The organism is Bacillus sp. JK74 (assembly GCF_053663395.1).
This window is the reverse complement of the sequence record NZ_JBSJQB010000005.1, coordinates 155,562-175,246: the sequence shown is the minus strand read 5'-3', so window position 1 is coordinate 175,246 and position 19,685 is coordinate 155,562. Positions and strand designations below refer to the sequence as shown.

Here is a 19,685-nt window from a genome sequence, read left to right as displayed (position 1 = left end):
ATTGATCCAGCAGCTCTCAGACCGGGAGATTGTGATACAGCTGTATGCCACCCAATTGCTCATATTGGCGGTTTCAGCTGTTATCGGCTTTTTCTTTTTCACCGACATTCACGATTTTTTAAAGCTGTGGCATATACGTGACGATAATATCATATGGTACGGTGTAACTCTTGCCGTCCTTGTCATTTTTGCCGATCTGGCGGTGATGAAATGGTGTCCTTCGCATTTATATGATGACGGCGGCATTAATGTATTGCTTTTTAAGAACAGGCCGGTTCTGCACATTTTATTTTTGACGCTTCTCATTTCGTTCAGCGAAGAGATTTTGTTCAGAGGCGTTCTGCAGACACATATCGGCTTATGGGCCGCCAGCTTCATTTTTACCGTGCTTCATTTCAGATACTTGGCGAAGTGGCTTCTGTTTATGATGGTTGCGGGCATTAGTCTTTTGCTGGGGCTTATCTATGAATGGACCGGCAATTTATTCGTTCCGGTTACAGCGCATTTTATTATTGATGCGGTATTTGCCTGTCAGATCCGTTTTCAATATGTTAGGAGGGGTTTCTATGACGGAAATGTCAAGAGTTGAAAGAAGAAAAGCTCAGCTGCGTGCCGAGCAGCAGGTTGCCGCGGCCGCGGATGAACAAATTGAATATCTTGAAGACAGCCTCCCGACAAGACAATCTGTAAAAGAGGAGCGTAAAAAAAAGGAAGAGCAGGTGAAGGAAAAAACCAAAACAAAAACGCCGCTGTTCACTTTTCTGACCGTCCTGTTCATTATCGTAACAATCGGTGTCTTTTTCGGTCTTCTTTATATGACGAACAGCAGCAGATTTGACCCGAAGGACTATGAAGATGTCTTCATAGACCACAGTGAAAGCGCGCCTGCCGTTATTCCGAAAGGCGCTCAGAAAGAAACGTCAGAAACCGCTCTTTTAGAACAACCGAAAAAAAAGTCTGACGACAAAGATAAGAAAGAAGCGGCTGCATCTGAAAAAACAAAAGAAAAACCAAGTGAAAAAACACCTGAAAAAACGGAAACGTCCTCAGAAAAACAAGTAAAGCCGACAGACACCGAATACGCGGAGACAAAACAGCAGTCTCCGCCGGCTGTCCGTGAAAAAGCGGCTCCGGCTGCCGCAAGTGATCAAGCCGGGACTGTCCCGAAAAAAGTGCGGACCGTACAGCATACTGTACAGCCGAAAGAAACGCTTTACCGCATTTCAATGAAATATTATAAAAGCCGGGCGGGCGAAGAAAAAATCCGCAGCTACAACGGATTAAACGGAAACGACGTGTACACCGGCCAGGTTCTGAACATTCCGCTGTCTGATTAAAATAAATGCATGTTTTCACCGCGTTTTTCATATAGTGTACCAATGAAAACGGACAAGGTGTGAAGCGCATGGATTCTTTATGGAAGCAATTAGACCGATTTGCTGACGGACCGACGAAACAAATGCTTCAGGCGCTGGTGAAACGGAAATTAAAATACGAAAATTATGCCGCACAGTGCCGAAGATGGCAGTGGGCGTCCCTCGTTTGTTTTTCCCTGATGTGCATACTGCTGATGTTTAAAAGCTTTAACGCCCCCCAAGCCTCTCCGCAGCTGATCCTGCAGGAAATATTAGGCCATACGGTTTATTTGTGCTGGATTATGGCTTCCGCTTTTGCGTATTGCACTTCTTATTATTTTAAAAAAAAGGAAGAAAAAGCTGAGGGTGAATTTCATAAACTGAGATGTGAAATTATCCAAAAAAGCACGGATTTATGGCCCCAGCCTGAAAAATGGAGGGCGAGAGAATCTGTTTTTCACTTGATGAAACATCGGTATGATATCAATCTTTATTTTGAAAGCAAATAAAATGAGGCGTTTTCCGGAAAGGATAGAAACGTCTTTTTTTGTTTGTCCGTCTAATGTAAGACAATGACAGAATGGAGAGTGCGTTTATGAAGCTTACAGCGGGAATTCTCGGCACATTGGCGGGAGCGGCTGCGGTTATGGCGGCCGTCATGTACAAAACGGCAAACGGCAGCCATTTGAAAACACATACATTTACGCTTGATAAAATGAAAGGGATGAAGCCGCTCACCATCTTCTTTATATCTGACGTGCACCGCCGTTTAATTGATGAAAAGCTTCTCCGCGAAGCGGCAGTTTATAAGCCGGATGCCGTTTTGCTCGGCGGTGATTTGGCGGAGGGCGGAGTTCCTTACGCCAGAATTGAAGAAAACATCAAACGTCTGACGGCTCTCGCGCCTGTCATTTATGTGTGGGGAAATAATGATTACGAGGTCAGCCAGCAAAAATTGCTCTCACTTTTACGGGTTTACAAAGTGATTCCGCTGAGAAATGAATCGGTTCAGTTTGCTTATAAAGGGGAAACCGTTACGATCTGCGGGGTGGATGATATCAGAATGATGATGGATGATTACGAATCTGCAATCAGATATACGGATGCTGACAAAGTAAACCTCCTGCTTTGCCATAATCCTGACATCCATGAGCAGATGAGGGAGTCAGACGGGATTGACGCTGTGTTCAGCGGCCATACGCATGGCGGCCAAATCCGTTTCGGCCGGTTCGGGCCGTATGAATTGGGCGGGACGGGAACGGTAAAAAAAGCGCATTACCTGATCAGCAACGGCTACGGGACGACAAAAGTTCCGCTGAGGCTCGGGGCGAAGCCGGAGACGCATATGATTACGCTGTGCGGACCGGATGAGCCGTTTTCCTGAAACAAACCCGGCCGCGGTGATAAAAAACGGCATTCTGCTTGTCTTCCCGCTGTACACGGTGTAAACTGATAACAAATTAAGAACCTATGACTCATTTATTCATATACTGTGTTATATGATTTGTGTGCAAGAAGAGGCAGGAGGGAACATTATGCGGCTTGAGCGTCTGAACTATAATAAGATTAAAATCTTTTTAACCCTCGACGATCTGACTGATCGGGGACTGACAAAAGAAGACCTCTGGAAGGACTCGTTTAAAGTCCACCAGTTATTTAAAGATATGATGAATGAAGCAAATACAGAGCTCGGCTTTGAAGCGAATGGTCCGATCGCGGTGGAAGTATATTCTCTTCAGGCACAAGGTATGGTTGTGATTGTAACGAAAAATCATGACGCGGACGCAGAAGATGACGAATATGACGATGATTATATCGAGATGCAGGTCAAACTTGACGAAAGCCCGGATATTATTTATCAGTTCCATTCGTTTGAAGATATCATTCAGCTTGCCGGAAGCCTTCACCGAATCGGGATTACCGGCGGCACCGTCTACCACTATGAGAACCAATACTATGTAAGCCTTGAAGACCTCGGCTCCCGTTCCGCCGAAGGTGTCATCGCGGTGCTGGCTGAATACGGACACCCGGCGACGATTACGATTTACAGGCTCCATGAGTACGGAAAACTCATCATGGACGGCAATGCTGTGGAGACCATCCAGAAACATTTTTCATAAAAAAGATTTGAAGCGGCAGCTGTTTTCAGCGGCCGTCTTTTTTTAAGCGAAATAATGGAAAAATCATTGTCTTTCTTCTATGCACGGAGATATTGAAGGTGTATACTAGTCACTGAAAGGGAGCATGAGAGAAACAGAAGATTTTAGGAGGTTAACTCAAATGGCAGCCGATCGATTCACCGGTCATAATGAAGAAGACAAACATGATGTATTAAAATCAACCCAAACCGTAATACATAAAGCTCTGGAAAAATTGGGGTATCCAGAAGAAGTGTATGAACTGCTGAAAGAGCCGCTCAGATTATTAACGGTTAAAATTCCTGTTCGGATGGATGACGGGTCTGTGAAAATATTTACAGGCTATCGTGCGCAGCACAATGATTCCGTAGGTCCGACAAAAGGCGGCATTCGTTTTCACCCGAATGTAACTGAAAAAGAGGTGAAAGCACTTTCCATCTGGATGAGTTTAAAATGCGGAATTATTGATCTTCCTTATGGCGGTGGTAAAGGCGGAATTGTTTGTGATCCGAGAAATATGTCATTCAGAGAGCTTGAAAGGCTGAGCAGGGGATATGTAAGAGCAATCAGTCAGATTGTCGGACCGACTAAAGACGTCCCGGCACCTGACGTATTTACAAACTCACAGATTATGGCTTGGATGATGGATGAATATTCAAGAATTGATGAATTTAACTCACCCGGCTTTATTACGGGAAAACCGCTTGTACTCGGCGGATCCCACGGCAGGGAATCAGCGACGGCAAAAGGCGTCACCATCTGCATAAAAGAAGCGGCCAAGAAAAAAGGTCTCGATATTCAGAACGCGCGCGTCGTCGTACAAGGCTTCGGAAATGCGGGCAGCTATCTGGCCAAGTTTATGCATGACGCCGGCGCGAAAGTTGTCGGAATTTCTGACGCGTACGGAGGCCTTTACGATCCGGACGGTCTTGATATTGATTATCTGCTTGACCGCAGAGACAGCTTCGGAACGGTGACGAAGCTTTTCAATGACACCATTACGAATCAGGAGCTGCTTGAGCTGGACTGTGATATACTTGTCCCGGCGGCGATCGAAAACCAAATTACAGAAGAAAACGCTGACCGCATCAAAGCGAAAATTGTGGTAGAAGCGGCAAACGGACCGACGACACTGGAAGGAACGAAAATCCTGACAGACAAAGGAACGCTGCTGGTTCCCGATGTTCTGGCGAGCGCCGGCGGTGTAACGGTTTCTTATTTCGAATGGGTTCAAAACAACCAGGGCTTCTACTGGAGTGAAGAAGAAGTCGAGGAAAAACTGGAAAATATGATGATAAAATCGTTTAATAATATTTATGAAATGTCCCAAAACCGCCGGATTGACATGAGGCTTGCGGCTTACATGGTCGGCGTGCGGAAAATGGCTGAGGCTTCGCGTTTCAGAGGCTGGATATAAACCAATCGTTTGCATAAACAAAAAAAATCTCCTATGATAATATAGGAGATTTTTTATATGAGTGGAAACTTATGATGGAAATGCCAATCGCAGGAGTTGAAGGACATGACAGAAGAAAAAGCAATTATAATAGGCGGAGGTCCTTGCGGATTATCGGCGGCTATACATCTGAAGCAAATTGGCGTGAACGCGCTTGTGATCGAAAAAGGGAATGTCGTAAACAGCATTTATAACTATCCGACCCACCAAACTTTTTTCAGTTCAAGTGAAAAATTGGAGATCGGCGATGTTGCCTTTATTACGGAAAACAGAAAACCGGTCCGAATACAGGCTCTCTCTTATTACAGAGAGGTTGTCAGAAGAAAAGAGCTGCGCGTAAACGCCTTTGAAACGGTGGAGCGCGTAACGAAACAGGAAGACGGCCGTTTTCTTGTAGAAACGTCAAAAGACCGCTACCTCACTCCGTTTTGTATCATTGCGACAGGATATTATGATCATCCGAATTATATGAACATACCGGGTGAAGGGCTTCCTAAGGTATTTCATTACTTTAAAGAAGGCCATCCTTATTTTGATAAAGATGTTGCTGTGATCGGCGGGAAAAACTCAAGTGTGGACGCGGCTTTGGAACTCGTGAAGTCCGGTGCGCGCGTCACGGTGCTCTACAGAGGACATGAGTACTCCCCGAGCATCAAGCCATGGATTCTGCCTGAGTTTGAGGCCCTTGTCAGAAACGGCACAATCCGGATGGAATTCGGCGCTTGTCTTGAAGAAGTGACGGAAGATGAAATCATTTTCCGCTCCGGCCGAAATGAGACGGTCCGGCTGAAAAACGATTTCGTATTTGCCATGACGGGATACCATCCCGATCACGGTTTCCTCGAAAAAATCGGTGTGCGGATTGATGCGGAATCAGGCCGGCCGTTTTTCCTGGAAGAAACGATGGAAACAAATGTTGACGGTGTTTTTATCGCCGGAGTCATTGCGGCTGGAAATAACGCCAATGAAATTTTTATCGAGAACGGCCGTTTTCACGGCGGCTTGATCGCAAACGAAATATCAAAACGGCTGGGTGCAGAGAGCATATGATCATTCATATGCTCTTTTTTAAAAAAATTGAAAGATGTAAAAATATGAACAACATGGTACCATAGATATAGGAATATAAAGGAAAGAGGTTGCCTGATGTTTGCAATCATCTCTGCAGGAATTGCTCCCGGCATTGCGCTGTTAAGCTATTTTTATTTAAAAGATCAGTATGACAATGAACCCGTACATATGGTGCTGAGGTCTTTTTTTCTCGGGGTTGTCCTTGTGTTTCCGACCATGTTTATCCAATATGTTCTTGAAAAAGAGCATGTGGGGGGAGGAAGCTTTTTCGTTTCGTTTTTGTCTTCGGGATTTTTGGAAGAATCGGTGAAATGGTTCGTTCTGATGATCAGTGTGTACCCGCATGCTCATTTTGATGAGCATTATGACGGAATCGTTTACGGGGCCAGTGTGTCTTTAGGCTTTGCCACGCTTGAAAATATTCTGTATTTATTCGGCCACGGCGTTGAGCATGCTTTCATAAGGGCGCTTCTGCCGGTCTCCTGCCATGCGCTGATCGGAGTGATTATGGGGTTTTATCTCGGAAAAGCCCGCTTTTCGCAGAAAAAAGCCCGTGTCAAATGGCTTGTGATTTCGCTGGCCGTGCCTTCATGTCTGCACGGTTCGTACGATTTTATTCTTACCGCCCTCAATCATTGGGTATATTATATGCTGCCGTTTATGCTGTTTTTATGGTGGTTCGGGCTGCGAAAGGCAAAAAAAGCACGCTCCGTCAATATGATCCAAGTGTGAAGAAACCGCGCATCGCGTGCGGTTTCTTTTTTTATGCCTTGATGAGGGATAAGAAGGAAACGGTGTATAAAAATATCCGCGTGACAGACAATACGGGTACAATTTAAATTTTGCAGTAGGAGGCTTGAAGAGATGAAGTGCAAAGGAGCCTTTATGGCATGTCTCATTCTATTTTCTTTCGCCGCCGCTTTCTTCGATCATCATGAAACGATTCATGCGTTTTCAAATCAAGTGATTCAAAGAGGCGCGACGGGTGATGATGTTATAGAATTGCAGGCCCGTCTTCAATATAACGGATTTTATAACGGGAAAATCGATGGTGTTTACGGCTGGACCACATACTGGGCCGTGAGAAATTTTCAGGAGAAATTCGGCATGAAGCCGGTTGACGGCCTCGTCGGGGCGAAAACCAAACAGGTGCTGATTTCAAAATCAAAATATTACCGTGAATATGTAATGGAGCAGATCCAAAAAGGGAATACGTTCACTCATTATGGCAACGTCCCATTGGAAAACCAAACAAAACCGAGAGCCGGAGCGCAGAAGCCGGCGGGAACGAATAAGCCTGCTCAAAAGCCGCAAAACAATACAGGCGGTCAGTCAAATCAAAAGCAAAATACGACAGCGGCCAATATGCCTGGCGGTTTCTCAAACAACGACATCAATCTTCTGGCGCAGGCTGTGTACGGGGAAGCGCGCGGTGAGCCGTTTGAAGGACAGGTTGCCATCGCCGCGGTTATTTTAAACCGTATTAAAAGCCCGTTATTTCCGAATACGGTGGCCGGCGTCATTTTCGAACCGCTCGCGTTTACCGCCGTTGCCGACGGCCAAATATACATGCAGCCGAATGAAAGAGCAAAAGAAGCGGTTCTTGATGCGATCAACGGATGGGACCCTTCTGAAAACGCGCTTTATTATTTCAATCCTGATACGGCGACAAGCAAATGGATTTGGGGACGTCCGCAGATTAAAAGAATCGGAAAGCACATTTTCTGTGAGTAAAAGTACGCAAAATGAGGTGTTAACATGATTAGAGGAATCATTATCGCTGTTCTCGGTGTCGCGATCGCCGCAACCGGATACTGGGGATATAAAGAGCATCAGGAAAAAGATGCGGTCCTTCTGCACGCGGAAAATAATTATCAGAGGGCTTTTCATGAACTGACGTACCATGTTGATCAGCTTCACGACAAAATCGGGACGACGCTTGCAATGAACAGTAAAAAATCTCTGTCTCCGGCGCTCATTGATGTATGGAGAATTACATCTGAAGCACATAACAATGTGAGCCAGCTGCCCCTGACTCTCATGCCTTTTAATAAGACGGAGGAGTTTTTATCCAATATAGGAGATTTCAGCTATAAAACATCCGTCCGGGATTTAGACCAAAAACCGCTTGATAAGAAAGAATATACAACACTGAACAGCCTGTACAAACAGGCCGAGAACATTCAAAACCAGCTCCGCAGCGTTCAGCATCTCGTCATGAGCAAAAATTTACGGTGGATGGATGTTGAGATGGCGCTCGCCTCTGACAAAAAACAAAGCGATAATACGATCGTCGACAGCTTTAAAACAGTCGAAAAAAATGTAGGCGCTTTTTCTGAAGACAGTACCAGCCCTACGTTTACAAGCGCAAATACAGAACGAAAAGGGTTTACGCATCTGAAAGGAAAACAAATTACGGAAAAAGAAGCGGTAAAAATCGCGGAACGGTTTGCGCCTGATCATAATTATTCCATTAAAGTGGTCAAAAGCGGCCGGAAGACGAATCGGGATGTATACAGTATCCGCATGAATGACGCGGATCACAAATCTTTTATCTATATGGATATTACCCAAAAAGGGGGACATCCTGTCTATTTGATTCAAAAACGGGCCGTGAAGAAACAAAAGATCAGCCTCAATGAAGCATCTAACCGGGCCGTCGCGTTTTTAAAGAAAAACGGATATGAAACAAAAGGCCTCGAAATTGATGAAAGCGCGCAATATAATAACATCGGCGTCTTTTCTTTTATTCCCGTGGAGAAAAACGTCCGCATTTATCCGGAAGCCATCCGAATGAAAGTGGCGCTGGATGATGGTGAAGTCGTCGGTTTTTCCGCGCGTGATTACCTGGCGGCGCACCGCACGAGAACGATTCCGGCTCCCGCTTTGTCAGCTGATGAAGTGAAAGCGAAGCTGAATAAAAATGTTGAAGTGCGGGAGACCCGGCAGGCGCTGATCACGAATGAACTCGGTCAGGAAGTGCTTTGCTACGAAATGCTCGGGACGATCGGGAAAGACACGTATCAAATGTTCATTAATGCGGACGACGGAAAAGAGGAAAAAATAGAAAAATTAAAAAGTGCAGAGCCTATATATAAAGACCTATAAAAATAAAGGAGGAAAGGACTAAAAGTCTTTTCCTTTTTTTCATTACATGCTTTAATAAAAGCATAAATAATGAAAGAGTGAAGGCCCATGATAGCTGTCGGAGATTATATTTGGATTGAATACATAGAGAACAATGAGCCCAAAAAAGCGAGGAGCAAAGCAGTAAGCGTTGAAAACGGCGAACTCCATATCTCATATCCCGTCGATCTGGATTCGGGACGGACGGTCTTTTTGCATAAAGGATTGGAAATAACAGCGGAATTTATGGGGAATGGCCAAGTACCGTATCAATTTAAAAGCATAATCAAAGGAAAGAAAAAAGAACCCATCCCGATGATCGGATTGGACATCCCCCCTCAGAAGGAAATGAAGCGGATTCAAAGACGCCGATACGTCCGTGCAGAAGCAGTATTGGATGTATCTGTCAAAATGGAAGCGAAAAAAACCGCTTTCCAAACGGTTTCCTCTAATATCAGCGCCGGCGGAATCGCTGTTGTGATGCCTGAGCATATTTCCGCGGAACCAGGTGAAAAGCTGTATGTCTCATTTTCTCTTCCCGGCAAGGAAAAGGAGGCGGATATAACGGCTGAGGCTCTTACCCAGCGGATTTTTTATGATGAAAAGGCGGATAAACAAAAAATGACGCTTGAATTTACAGAAATCGGCCCCGCAGCGCAGCAGCTTTTACTCCAATATTGTATGCGCGCGCAGCTGCAGCAGAGAAGAAACAGTCTGTCGGAATAAACAGCAGCGCACTTTTCCATACTAATCCTAATGGAGGTGCGCGTGTATGAAAACGTTTGAACGTCTGCTGGTCAAATTGGTCTGCATTCAGCTTATAATTTTGGGCGCGGTGCAGTTTTTGCTTCATTATCAGCCTATTGAACCTTATATTTCGAAAGCTGTGAAATATGAGGGAGTTGATAAAATGGAGAAAAAAGAATGGATTGAAACGGTAAAGCGGTAAATCAGGTCAATTTTTTTCGCCCCTTTTCCGGCAGTTCATGATACAATCCATAGAGGAGTAAAGAGCAAGGAGAGAGATTATGGACAAGAAATTATCAATTGCGATCGACGGGCCGGCCGCTGCCGGAAAAAGCACCGTTGCTAAAATAGTAGCTGAGAAAAAATCATATGTGTACATTGATACAGGGGCGATGTATCGTGCCATTACATATACGGCGCTCAAGCAGAATGCCGATTTAACCGATGAAGCCGCGCTTACAGAGCTTTTGAAGCGTACGGAAATTGAGCTTGTATCCGCTCTGGAAGGACAAATCGTTCTCGTAAACGGAGAAGATGTGACAGAAGAAATCCGAAAAGACGAAGTCAGCAACCAAGTATCCATCGCCGCCAAGCATAAAGGCGTCAGAGAAGAAATGGTCAAAAGACAGCAGCAGCTCGGACAAAAAGGCGGTGTCGTCATGGACGGCCGTGATATCGGTACTCACGTGCTGCCTGATGCCGAAGTGAAAATTTTTCTGCTCGCGTCCGTAGAGGAAAGAGCGAAGCGCCGATATGAAGAGAATAAGAAAAAAGGCTATGACGTGAATTACGAGACGCTCATTGAAGAAATTGCCAGACGCGACAAACTCGATTCAGAGAGGGAAGTTTCCCCGCTGCGCAAAGCGGAAGACGCGATTGAAATCGATACGACGTCACTCAGCATTGCCGAAGTCGCAGGAAAAATTCTGGAGATCGTCGAACAGAAATCACGTTAACTTCGGGCGGAGCGCTTTTTAATTTTTTTTTCAAAAGACAAGATGTTATTGCTTGACAAACCAGTCCTTTTATTAGAAGTTAATACTAATAAAACTTTTTATTGATCATTCAAAATCTTTTTTGGATGATTCTTTAATACATATTCGGCTGAAAAGCGGACATTCACATGTTCAGCTTTCAAACCGTATTAATTAAGCTGTGTAGGTTTGGACCAAGGAGGTTATTCAAATGACAGAGGAAATGAATCAAATTGATGTTCAAGTGCCAGAGGTTGGAGATGTAGTAAAAGGGATTGTGACAAAGGTAGAGGACAAGCATGTAGATGTCGAAATTGTCAATGTCAAACAGTCCGGAATCATTCCAATCAGTGAATTATCAAGTCTTCATGTAGAGAAAGCATCGGATGTCGTAAAAGTTGACGACGAGCTTGACCTGAAAGTAACAAAAGTGGAAGACGATGCTTTGATTTTATCTAAACGTGCCGTTGATGCTGACCGCGCTTGGGAAGACCTTGAAAAAAAATTCGACACAAAAGAAGTGTTTGAAGCTGAAGTGAAAGATGTGGTGAAAGGCGGTCTCGTCGTTGATATCGGCGTTCGCGGCTTCATTCCCGCATCACTTGTCGAAGCTCATTTCGTCGAGGATTTCACTGACTATAAAGGGAAAACCCTCTCTCTTATCGTCGTTGAACTCGACCGTGATAAAAACCGGGTGATTCTGTCACACCGGGCTGTAGTGGAAAAAGAACAGACAGCCAAAAAGCATGATTTTCTCCAAACGCTTGAGGTTGGAAGCGTGCTTGAAGGAAAAGTGCAGCGTCTGACTGATTTCGGCGCATTTGTCGACATCGGCGGAATTGACGGGCTTGTTCATATTTCGCAGCTGTCTCATTCACACGTCGAAAAACCGTCTGACGTGGTGGAAGAAGGTCAGGACGTAAAAGTGAAAGTGCTGTCCGTAGACCGCGATAACGAGCGTATTTCTTTATCTATTAAAGAAACGCTGCCGGGACCTTGGAGCCAGATCGGCGAAAAGGTAAAACAGGGAGATGTGCTTGAAGGAAAAGTGCAGCGCCTTGTAAGCTTCGGCGCCTTCGTTGAAATTCTTCCGGGCGTGGAAGGACTTGTGCACATTTCGCAAATTTCCAATAAACATATCGGAACGCCGCATGAAGTGCTTGAAGAAGGACAGACTGTTAAAGTGAAAGTGCTTGACGTGAACGAAAGCGAAGAGCGCATTTCCTTAAGCATGCGTGAGCTTGAAGAAGCGCCGAAAGCCGATCAGGAGGACTTCCGTCAATACCAGGCGAAAGAAGAGCCGAGCACCGGCTTCCAGCTTGGCGATTTAATCGGAGACAAGCTTAATAAATTAAAATAAATTGGTGATAAAACGTGACACGAGCAGAACGAAAAAGAGAACATATAAATCATGCGCTGTCTACCGGTCAAAACCGGGAAACGGGGCTTGATGATATTACGTTTGTTCATGTCAGCCTACCGAACCTAGCATTGGAAAAAGTGGATATATCAACGAAAATCGGCGGACTCACAAGCAGTTCGCCGATTTTTATCAATGCGATGACAGGCGGCGGCGGACAGCTTACATACGAAATTAACAGATCGCTGGCAAGAGCCGCGCGCAAAGCCGGCATGCCGCTGGCTGTCGGTTCGCAAATGTCGGCTTTAAAAGATCCCTCCGAACGGTATTCTTACGAGATCGTCAGAAAAGAGAATCCGGACGGGCTGATATTTGCCAATTTAGGCAGCGAGGCGGATGCCGAGCAGGCGAAAAGGGCAATTGATATGATTCAAGCAGATGCCCTCCAGATTCATTTAAATGTGATTCAGGAGATCGTCATGCCAGAGGGAGACAGAAGCTTTACCGGCGCTCTCGGCCGTATTGAGCGGATTGCGGCGGAAGCGGGAGTTCCCGTTTTTGTCAAAGAAGTCGGCTTCGGAATGAGCAGGGAATCGGCACGGCAGTTATTTGATGCCGGCGCGGCAGCAGTTGATGCCGGCGGATACGGCGGTACAAATTTCTCTAAGATTGAAAATATGCGCAGAGAGAAGGCGCTTCAATTTTTTAATACATGGGGAATTTCCACTGCCGCAAGCTTAGCGGAAATCCACTCGCTCTCCGCTGATCAATCAATTATCGCATCCGGCGGGCTGCAAAGTGCCCTGGATGTCGCCAAATCGATTGCCCTCGGCGCTTCTGGCGCGGGAATGGCAGGCACTTTCCTGAAAGCTCTCACCTCCAAAGGAGAAGAGGGGCTGTTTGACGAGATGACGGCGCTTTTACAAGAGCTGAAAATGATTATGACCGCCCTCGGATGCCAATCGGTTGCCCAATTGCAAAAGGCGCCTTTGGTCATAAAAGGTGACACACATCACTGGCTTTCTGAACGGGGAATTGACACATCCCGTTTCAGCAGACGTTAAAAGGCATGCGAACACGCATGCCTTTTTCTGTTTTTTACGATTTTCTTTTTCGGAATTCACCGTTTTGTTCAAGGCTTGTCGCTCCTTTATGGTGAATCGAATCATCGCGATCAGATTCCACCCGGCGGGAGGCTTTCAGTTTTTTCTCCTGTCTGTCTTTTCCCATCCTTATCCGCTCCTTTCAGGCATAATTGGTTTAAAAAATGCGTTCCCGCTCCATACTGGTCAGAGGAGGAGCGATTATGGAACCGTTTTATTATTACTGGTCAATGTGGTTTTTATGGATACTTGCGACTTTTATTTTTGCCAAAACAAAAAGCCGTTTTTACGTATCAGTCTTTATTTTGACTAATATGATGGCAAGCATACATCAGATAACGGCTTATTTTACGCTGAATGCGGCATATGTCATGTTTTTTGCTGCGGCATTTGTTTATGCGGGAAGCCTTGGCATGCATAAACGGCTCCGTCATATTGTGATTCATCTGACGGCGTCTGCGGCATACGGCTTTATTTTTCTTTTTGCATTATATGACCCTGTTTGGTTTATCATAAAACCTGAATGGGCGGCGGTTATACTGCTTACCGTTATTACGCTTTCTGTTGAGGGGCGGTTCCCTGAGAGGCTTTGTCTTTTTGTTCTCGGCATGTGCCAGGGGGAGTTATTGTATGTTGCGGTCATCCGCAACATTGCGGGTGCAGCAGCCGTCGGTGATTATAAATGGCTTTCAGGCTGTTCGGCGGGAGTGATTCTTCTCGTCGGGCTGACTACATATGAACAGCTTGCGGCGCGCATCAGCCAAAAAAGCAAAAAGCAGGGCAAAGGAGCGACAAAAATGTCTTGAAAACAGACGGAGACTGTTACATGAATGCGAAACATTTTGAAGAATACATTGTGATCTCAGTGAAAACTGATATAATAAATGAGTTAAGCCCTTCTGTTTGAAGGGTTCTTTTCATAGCGAAGATGATTTTTAATAACCGGTTGAACAATTTTTTGTGAAAATGTAAGCGGCTGGATTGAAAGGAAGGGTACTATGGGTAAACCTGTCGTAGCCATTGTCGGAAGACCGAATGTGGGAAAATCCACAATCTTTAACCGGATTGCGGGTGAAAGAATTTCAATAGTAGAAGATACCCCCGGAGTGACGCGGGACCGGATATACAGTTCGGCGGAATGGCTGAATTATGATTTTAACCTGATTGATACGGGCGGAATTGATATCGGAGACGAACCGTTTCTGACACAGATCCGCCAGCAGGCTGAAATCGCCATGGACGAGGCTGATGTGATCATCTTTATGGTGAACGGCCGCGAAGGTGTGACGTCTGCGGATGAAGAAGTGGCAAAAATACTGTACCGGACGAAAAAACCGGTCGTATTAGCCGTTAATAAATTAGATAATACCGAAATGAGAGCGAACATCTATGACTTTTATGCGCTCGGCTTTGGAGAACCGTATCCGATTTCGGGCACACACGGTTTAGGATTGGGAGATTTGCTCGATGCTTGTGCCGAGCATTTTAAAAACATTCCGGAGACGAAGTACAGTGATGATGTCGTTCAATTCTGCCTGATCGGCCGCCCGAATGTCGGAAAATCATCCCTTGTCAATGCGATGCTCGGCGAAGAGCGGGTTATCGTGAGCAACGTAGCCGGAACGACTAGAGACGCTGTAGATACGGCGTTCACTTACAATCAGCAGGAATTTGTAATCGTTGACACGGCGGGAATGAGAAAAAAGGGTAAAGTATATGAAACAACAGAAAAATACAGTGTGCTGCGGGCGTTAAAAGCCATTGACCGCTCAGACGTCGTCGGCGTTGTGCTGAATGCAGAAGAAGGCATCCTTGAGCAGGACAAGCGGATCGCCGGATACGCCCATGAAGCCGGGAAAGCCGTCGTCATTATCGTAAACAAATGGGATGCCGTTGATAAGGACGAGCGCACGATGAAAGAATTTGAACAGAATATTCGGGAGCATTTCCAATTTCTCGATTATGCGCCGGTGCTGTTTATGTCGGCACTGACGACAAAGCGGATTCATACACTCATGCCTGCGATTATTAAAGCGAGTGAAAACCACTCTCTCCGCGTGCAGACAAATGTCTTAAATGATGTCATCATGGATGCGGTCGCCATGAATCCGACTCCGACGCACAACGGCTCCCGTCTGAAAATTTATTATGCGACTCAAGTCGCTGTTAAGCCGCCGAGCTTCGTTGTTTTTGTCAACGATCCGGAACTGATGCATTTTTCTTATGAACGCTTTTTAGAAAACCGAATCCGGGACGCTTTCGGATTTGAAGGTACGCCAATTAAAATATTTGCAAGAGCAAGAAAATAAAAAGGTGTGATACAGAGATGAAAAAAGTGGCAATGCTTGGAGCGGGAAGCTGGGGCACTGCACTTTCTTTAGTGCTGGCTGATAACGGACACCAAGTCATGATGTGGGGACACCGTGCCGAATTGATCGATCAAATCAACGAACTGCATGAAAACAAAGATTACCTGCCGGGGGTGGAGCTATCAAGTTCTATCATCGGGACAGCCGATTTAAGCGAGGCTTTAAAAGGAGCTGACTTCATCATTGTGGCAGTTCCGACAAAAGCCATTCGGGAAGTGCTGAAAAAGGCTCTGCCGTACATCCCGAAACAATCGATTTTTGTTCATGTCAGCAAGGGAATTGAGCCGGATTCGCTTCTCCGCATTTCAGAATTAATGGAAGAGGAGCTGCCTGAGGAGTACAGAAAAGACATCGTCGTGCTTTCAGGGCCGAGCCACGCTGAGGAAGTCGGATTAAGACACCCGACGACTGTTACATCATCTTCAAAAAATATCAAGGCTGCAGAAGCGGTTCAGGATTTATTCATGAACCAGCATTTCCGCGTCTATACAAATCCGGATATGATCGGTGTGGAAATAGGGGGAGCGTTAAAGAATATCATCGCTCTTGCAGCGGGGATTACAGATGGATTGGGATACGGAGATAATGCAAAAGCGGCCTTAATCACCCGAGGTCTTGCTGAAATCGCCAGACTCGGCACAAAGATGGGCGGAAATCCGCTCACCTTTTCCGGCCTGACAGGCGTAGGCGATTTAATCGTGACGTGTACAAGCGTTCATTCCCGAAACTGGCGCGCCGGCAACCTGCTCGGCAAAGGATACAAGCTGGAAGCTGTTCTGGATAAGATGGGGATGGTTGTTGAAGGCGTGCGGACGACGAAAGCTGCGTATCAGCTGTCACAAAAATATCAAGTGAAAATGCCGATCACAGAAGCGCTTCACCAAGTATTATTTAACGGGCAGAAGGTAGAAACGGCCGTAGAATCCTTAATGGCCAGAGTGAAAACCCATGAGATGGAAGACTTGGTCAACACATTCGAAAACCGGGTGAAGTGACAATAACATGCCGTCAGCATATTCTGAAGTGACGAAAGTCCAAAACGCAGAACTCTCCGGCTGAAATCGCTTAAAACATTTGCTGATTTAGGCAGAAGAGGATGCAGACGTACGCATCTACGCATACTATAGCATCGAAGTCCAAGAGAGTGTATCTCAGACGTACAGGTGAATATAGTCAACTTGACTGAAGCAAAGTCCCCCTCTTTGCTTCAGTTTTTTTGTTTTTTCAATAGATGGAAAACCTGTTGATCTTTTCAACATTTGTATATTAAAATGAAATATAACGCTTACAATGATGGGACGGGGGGCACGAACGTGAGTGTGGCATTGATGAAAATGTGGTTTGCGCTTGGTGCTATGGGATTAATGTTTGTTGCGGTCGCCTCTATTTATGTCAGCAGGTACAAAGTGAAAAACAAACTGATAAAAGCAGCGGTTTCTTCACTCGCTTATGCCTGCATGGTCATCTCGGGATTGATCGTGTTAATGGTCGTTTTCAGCGGGCCTGTCAATGAATAAAGCAAAAAGGGGGCGCGGAATGCATAAGTTAAAAATGGCCGTCATAACGGCAATGGCGGTGCTTCTGCTGTCCGGCTGTCTGTACCCTGAAGCGAAAAAAACTGAAAATAAAGTATCCTACAAACATCAGCTTCAGCAGGTGCAAGCGGCAGTGGATGAATTTAAAAAGGCGAACGGCGGACTTCTGCCTATTCAGACAAAAGATATGAAAACACCGCTCTATCAAAAATATCCGATAGATTTTAAGCGGCTCGCGCCCAGATACATAGAGGAGCCGCCGGCCTCAGCTTATGAAAGCGGAGGAATGTACCAATACGTGCTTGTCGATGTGGAAAATAAGCCGACCGTCAAGCTGGTCGATCTCCAAATGGCGGAAGCAATCCGCGACATGAAGCTGCGTGTCAAAATGTATCAGGAAAAGCATACATATCCTCCCTATGAGGACGCCGTTTCAAAAGGGCTGTTCACTTTAAATGAAAAAAAGCTCGGCATGAAAGACTCTCCTTCGGTCAAAAGTCCGGTTTCAGGCACGTCTCTGCCGCTTTTAATCGGCGCTGACGGAGAAATCTATGCCGACTATCGCGTCGATCTCGCCCGCTGCCTGAAGGAAACCAAAAAGAAAATCAAACCGGGCGCGGAAATTCAGGATATTTTATGGAAAGAGACTCCTTTCGTCCCGGCCTTTTCAGTCACATACACCGTAAATGAAAAACAGGAACCCGTTTTTTTAGAAAGTCAAACGAAACAGGAATGAACCTTTTTCCCGCGCATACAAATAGGGAGAAAGGTTTTTTTGATTTTGATAGAAAAGACTGCCTGAAAATTTTCTAAAGATGTCATATTGAAATAGGACAACGTCATACACATATAGTGTCCTGTATTTGATTGGAGAATGGTGAATGAAAAATGATAAGGATAGGAAGTCCGGGAGGGGATCACTTGGAAAAGGTCGATATTTTCAAGGATATCGCTGAACGAACAGGAGGCGATATATACTTAGGAGTCGTTGGCGCTGTCCGTACAGGGAAATCTACATTCATTAAAAAATTTATGGAGCTTGTGGTGCTCCCGAATATCAGCAATGAGGCCGACCGAGCGCGGGCGCAGGATGAGCTCCCGCAAAGCGCAGCAGGAAAAACGATAATGACCACAGAACCAAAATTTGTCCCGAATCAAGCCATGTCCGTTCATGTCGCGGAAGGGCTTGATGTCAACATCCGTCTTGTGGATTGTGTGGGATATACGGTTCCCGGGGCGAAGGGATATGAGGATGAAAACGGTCCGAGAATGATCAATACACCTTGGTACGAAGAACCGATTCCCTTTCATGAGGCTGCGGAAATCGGTACGAGAAAAGTCATCCAGGAACACTCCACAATCGGGGTCGTCATTACGACAGACGGCTCAATCGGCGATATTGCGCGGGGCGATTACGTGGAAGCGGAAGAAAGAGTCATCGACGAGCTGAAGGAAGTCGGCAAACCGTTTATTATGGTCATCAACTCGGTAAAACCGTACCACCCGGAAACAGAAGCGCTCAGAGCTGAATTAAGCGCGAAATATGATATTCCTGTCCTCGCCATGAGTGTTGAAAGCATGCGGGAAACAGATGTGTTAAGCGTCCTCAGAGAAGCGCTTTACGAGTTCCCTGTGCTGGAAGTCAATGTCAACCTTCCGAGCTGGGTCATGGTGCTGAAAGAAAATCATTGGCTCAGAGAGAGCTACCAGGAATCAGTGAAAGAAACCGTAAAAGATATTAAACGCCTGCGCGATGTCGACCGGGTTGTCGGCCACTTCAGTGAATTTGAATTTATTGAAAGCGCCGGATTGGCCGGAATTGAACTTGGCCAGGGTGTGGCAGAAATTGATTTGTATGCGCCGGATCATTTATATGACCAGATTTTAAAAGAAGTGGTCGGCGTTGAAATCCGCGGGAAAGACCACCTGCTTGAATTAATGCAGGACTTCGCCCACGCGAAAAAAGAATATGATCAGGTATCAGATGCGCTGAAAATGGTGAAACAGACCGGCTACGGCATTGCCGCCCCGGCCTTAACCGATATGAGCCTTGATGAACCGGAAATTATCAGGCAGGGATCAAGGTTCGGAGTAAGGCTGAAAGCGGTCGCTCCGTCCATTCATATGATCAAAGTGGATGTGGAAAGTGAATTCGCACCGATCATCGGGACAGAAAAACAAAGTGAAGAGCTTGTCCGCTACTTAATGCAGGACTTTGAAGATGATCCGCTTTCTATCTGGAATTCCGATATTTTCGGCAGATCATTGAGCTCTATCGTAAGAGAAGGAATCTCCGCAAAACTGTCACTCATGCCGGAAAATGCGAGATACAAACTGAAAGAAACGCTTGAGAGAATTATTAACGAAGGCTCAGGCGGCCTGATCGCCATTATTTTGTAAGCTGAAGGACCTCTTCCTGAAACGGGGGGTCTTTTTTTATTCTTTTTAGAT

The 19,685-nt window shown here is 45.7% G+C and carries 22 protein-coding genes; 21 read left to right on the top strand and 1 reads right to left on the bottom strand.

Annotated features, from left to right (window positions below):
* Nucleotide 1: 1 nt before the first annotated feature.
* The 15 genes from ACWJJ5_RS15485 (at nt 2) to fni (ending at nt 13,291) form a co-directional block, all read left to right on the top strand.
* The gene (locus ACWJJ5_RS15485) at nt 2-589 is read left to right on the top strand and encodes a CPBP family intramembrane glutamic endopeptidase (RefSeq protein WP_071391678.1); all 588 of its coding nucleotides are present in this window, start codon (nt 2-4) and stop codon (nt 587-589) included.
* Entirely contained in the window at nt 567-1,337 is a 771-nt protein-coding gene (locus tag ACWJJ5_RS15480; protein ID WP_015388058.1) for a LysM peptidoglycan-binding domain-containing protein, read from the top strand. The genes ACWJJ5_RS15485 and ACWJJ5_RS15480 overlap by 23 nt, the downstream gene beginning before the upstream one ends.
* A 68-nt stretch (nt 1,338-1,405) precedes the next feature.
* A complete protein-coding gene (locus ACWJJ5_RS15475) occupies nt 1,406-1,864 on the top strand; it encodes a YpbF family protein (RefSeq protein ID WP_007409443.1) in 459 nt (152 codons plus the stop codon).
* An 86-nt stretch (nt 1,865-1,950) separates the two neighbouring features.
* On the top strand, nt 1,951-2,739 hold the full coding sequence (locus tag ACWJJ5_RS15470; RefSeq protein ID WP_070082045.1) for a metallophosphoesterase: 789 nt from the start codon (nt 1,951-1,953) through the stop codon (nt 2,737-2,739).
* Nucleotides 2,740-2,890: 151 nt separating this feature from the next.
* Nucleotides 2,891-3,475, top strand: a complete 585-nt coding sequence (locus ACWJJ5_RS15465; RefSeq protein WP_003153412.1) for a genetic competence negative regulator — start codon at nt 2,891-2,893, stop codon at nt 3,473-3,475.
* Between the two features lie 160 nt (nt 3,476-3,635).
* Nucleotides 3,636-4,910 (top strand): NAD-specific glutamate dehydrogenase, encoded by a 1,275-nt coding sequence (gene gudB / locus ACWJJ5_RS15460; protein WP_003153413.1) that lies wholly within the window; start codon nt 3,636-3,638, stop codon nt 4,908-4,910.
* Nucleotides 4,911-5,015: 105 nt separating this feature from the next.
* Nucleotides 5,016-5,999 (top strand): YpdA family putative bacillithiol disulfide reductase, encoded by a 984-nt coding sequence (locus ACWJJ5_RS15455; RefSeq protein WP_077722531.1) that lies wholly within the window; start codon nt 5,016-5,018, stop codon nt 5,997-5,999.
* Between the two features lie 96 nt (nt 6,000-6,095).
* Entirely contained in the window at nt 6,096-6,752 is a 657-nt protein-coding gene (gene prsW, locus ACWJJ5_RS15450) for a glutamic-type intramembrane protease PrsW (RefSeq protein ID WP_003153415.1), read from the top strand.
* Nucleotides 6,753-6,884: 132 nt separating this feature from the next.
* Nucleotides 6,885-7,754 carry a spore cortex-lytic enzyme gene (sleB, locus tag ACWJJ5_RS15445; protein ID WP_014305319.1) on the top strand — a complete coding sequence of 290 codons (870 nt, stop codon included), beginning with the start codon at nt 6,885-6,887 and terminating at the stop codon, nt 7,752-7,754.
* 24 nt (nt 7,755-7,778) lie between these two features.
* Nucleotides 7,779-9,128: a germination protein YpeB gene (gene ypeB / locus ACWJJ5_RS15440; RefSeq protein WP_454022516.1), complete on the top strand. Its 1,350-nt coding sequence runs from the start codon at nt 7,779-7,781 to the stop codon at nt 9,126-9,128.
* An 87-nt stretch (nt 9,129-9,215) separates the two neighbouring features.
* Nucleotides 9,216-9,872, top strand: coding sequence for a flagellar brake protein (locus tag ACWJJ5_RS15435; RefSeq protein WP_077722530.1), 657 nt, complete (start codon nt 9,216-9,218; stop codon nt 9,870-9,872).
* Between the two features lie 46 nt (nt 9,873-9,918).
* Nucleotides 9,919-10,095: a YpfB family protein gene (locus ACWJJ5_RS15430; RefSeq protein WP_003153420.1), complete on the top strand. Its 177-nt coding sequence runs from the start codon at nt 9,919-9,921 to the stop codon at nt 10,093-10,095.
* Nucleotides 10,096-10,174: 79 nt separating this feature from the next.
* Entirely contained in the window at nt 10,175-10,849 is a 675-nt protein-coding gene (cmk, locus tag ACWJJ5_RS15425) for a (d)CMP kinase (RefSeq protein WP_003153424.1), read from the top strand.
* A gap of 229 nt (nt 10,850-11,078) precedes the next feature.
* Nucleotides 11,079-12,227: a 30S ribosomal protein S1 gene (gene rpsA, locus ACWJJ5_RS15420; RefSeq protein ID WP_003153426.1), complete on the top strand. Its 1,149-nt coding sequence runs from the start codon at nt 11,079-11,081 to the stop codon at nt 12,225-12,227.
* Nucleotides 12,228-12,241: 14 nt separating this feature from the next.
* On the top strand, nt 12,242-13,291 hold the full coding sequence (gene fni, locus ACWJJ5_RS15415; protein ID WP_015388064.1) for a type 2 isopentenyl-diphosphate Delta-isomerase: 1,050 nt from the start codon (nt 12,242-12,244) through the stop codon (nt 13,289-13,291).
* Between the two features lie 34 nt (nt 13,292-13,325).
* On the opposite strand, the gene ACWJJ5_RS15410 is transcribed toward fni, so the two are convergent.
* A complete protein-coding gene (locus ACWJJ5_RS15410) occupies nt 13,326-13,457 on the bottom strand; it encodes a YpzI family protein (RefSeq protein WP_003153429.1) in 132 nt (43 codons plus the stop codon).
* A gap of 76 nt (nt 13,458-13,533) precedes the next feature.
* Between ACWJJ5_RS15410 and ACWJJ5_RS15405 the strand changes: the two genes are divergently transcribed.
* The 6 genes from ACWJJ5_RS15405 to spoIVA all read left to right on the top strand — a co-directional run bounded on the left by ACWJJ5_RS15405 (nt 13,534) and on the right by spoIVA (nt 19,634).
* Nucleotides 13,534-14,136, top strand: a complete 603-nt coding sequence (locus ACWJJ5_RS15405) for a YphA family membrane protein (RefSeq protein WP_436334971.1) — start codon at nt 13,534-13,536, stop codon at nt 14,134-14,136.
* 192 nt (nt 14,137-14,328) lie between these two features.
* Nucleotides 14,329-15,639 carry a ribosome biogenesis GTPase Der gene (gene der, locus ACWJJ5_RS15400; RefSeq protein WP_003153433.1) on the top strand — a complete coding sequence of 437 codons (1,311 nt, stop codon included), beginning with the start codon at nt 14,329-14,331 and terminating at the stop codon, nt 15,637-15,639.
* A 17-nt stretch (nt 15,640-15,656) separates the two neighbouring features.
* Nucleotides 15,657-16,694, top strand: coding sequence for an NAD(P)H-dependent glycerol-3-phosphate dehydrogenase (locus tag ACWJJ5_RS15395; protein ID WP_003153434.1), 1,038 nt, complete (start codon nt 15,657-15,659; stop codon nt 16,692-16,694).
* Between the two features lie 318 nt (nt 16,695-17,012).
* Nucleotides 17,013-17,216: a DUF2768 domain-containing protein gene (locus ACWJJ5_RS15390; RefSeq protein ID WP_003153435.1), complete on the top strand. Its 204-nt coding sequence runs from the start codon at nt 17,013-17,015 to the stop codon at nt 17,214-17,216.
* Nucleotides 17,217-17,235: 19 nt separating this feature from the next.
* Nucleotides 17,236-17,970, top strand: coding sequence for a hypothetical protein (locus ACWJJ5_RS15385; protein WP_077722529.1), 735 nt, complete (start codon nt 17,236-17,238; stop codon nt 17,968-17,970).
* A 185-nt stretch (nt 17,971-18,155) separates the two neighbouring features.
* Complete coding sequence (gene spoIVA, locus ACWJJ5_RS15380) at nt 18,156-19,634, top strand: stage IV sporulation protein A (protein WP_003153438.1); 1,479 nt, start codon at nt 18,156-18,158, stop codon at nt 19,632-19,634.
* Nucleotides 19,635-19,685 lie beyond the last annotated feature (51 nt).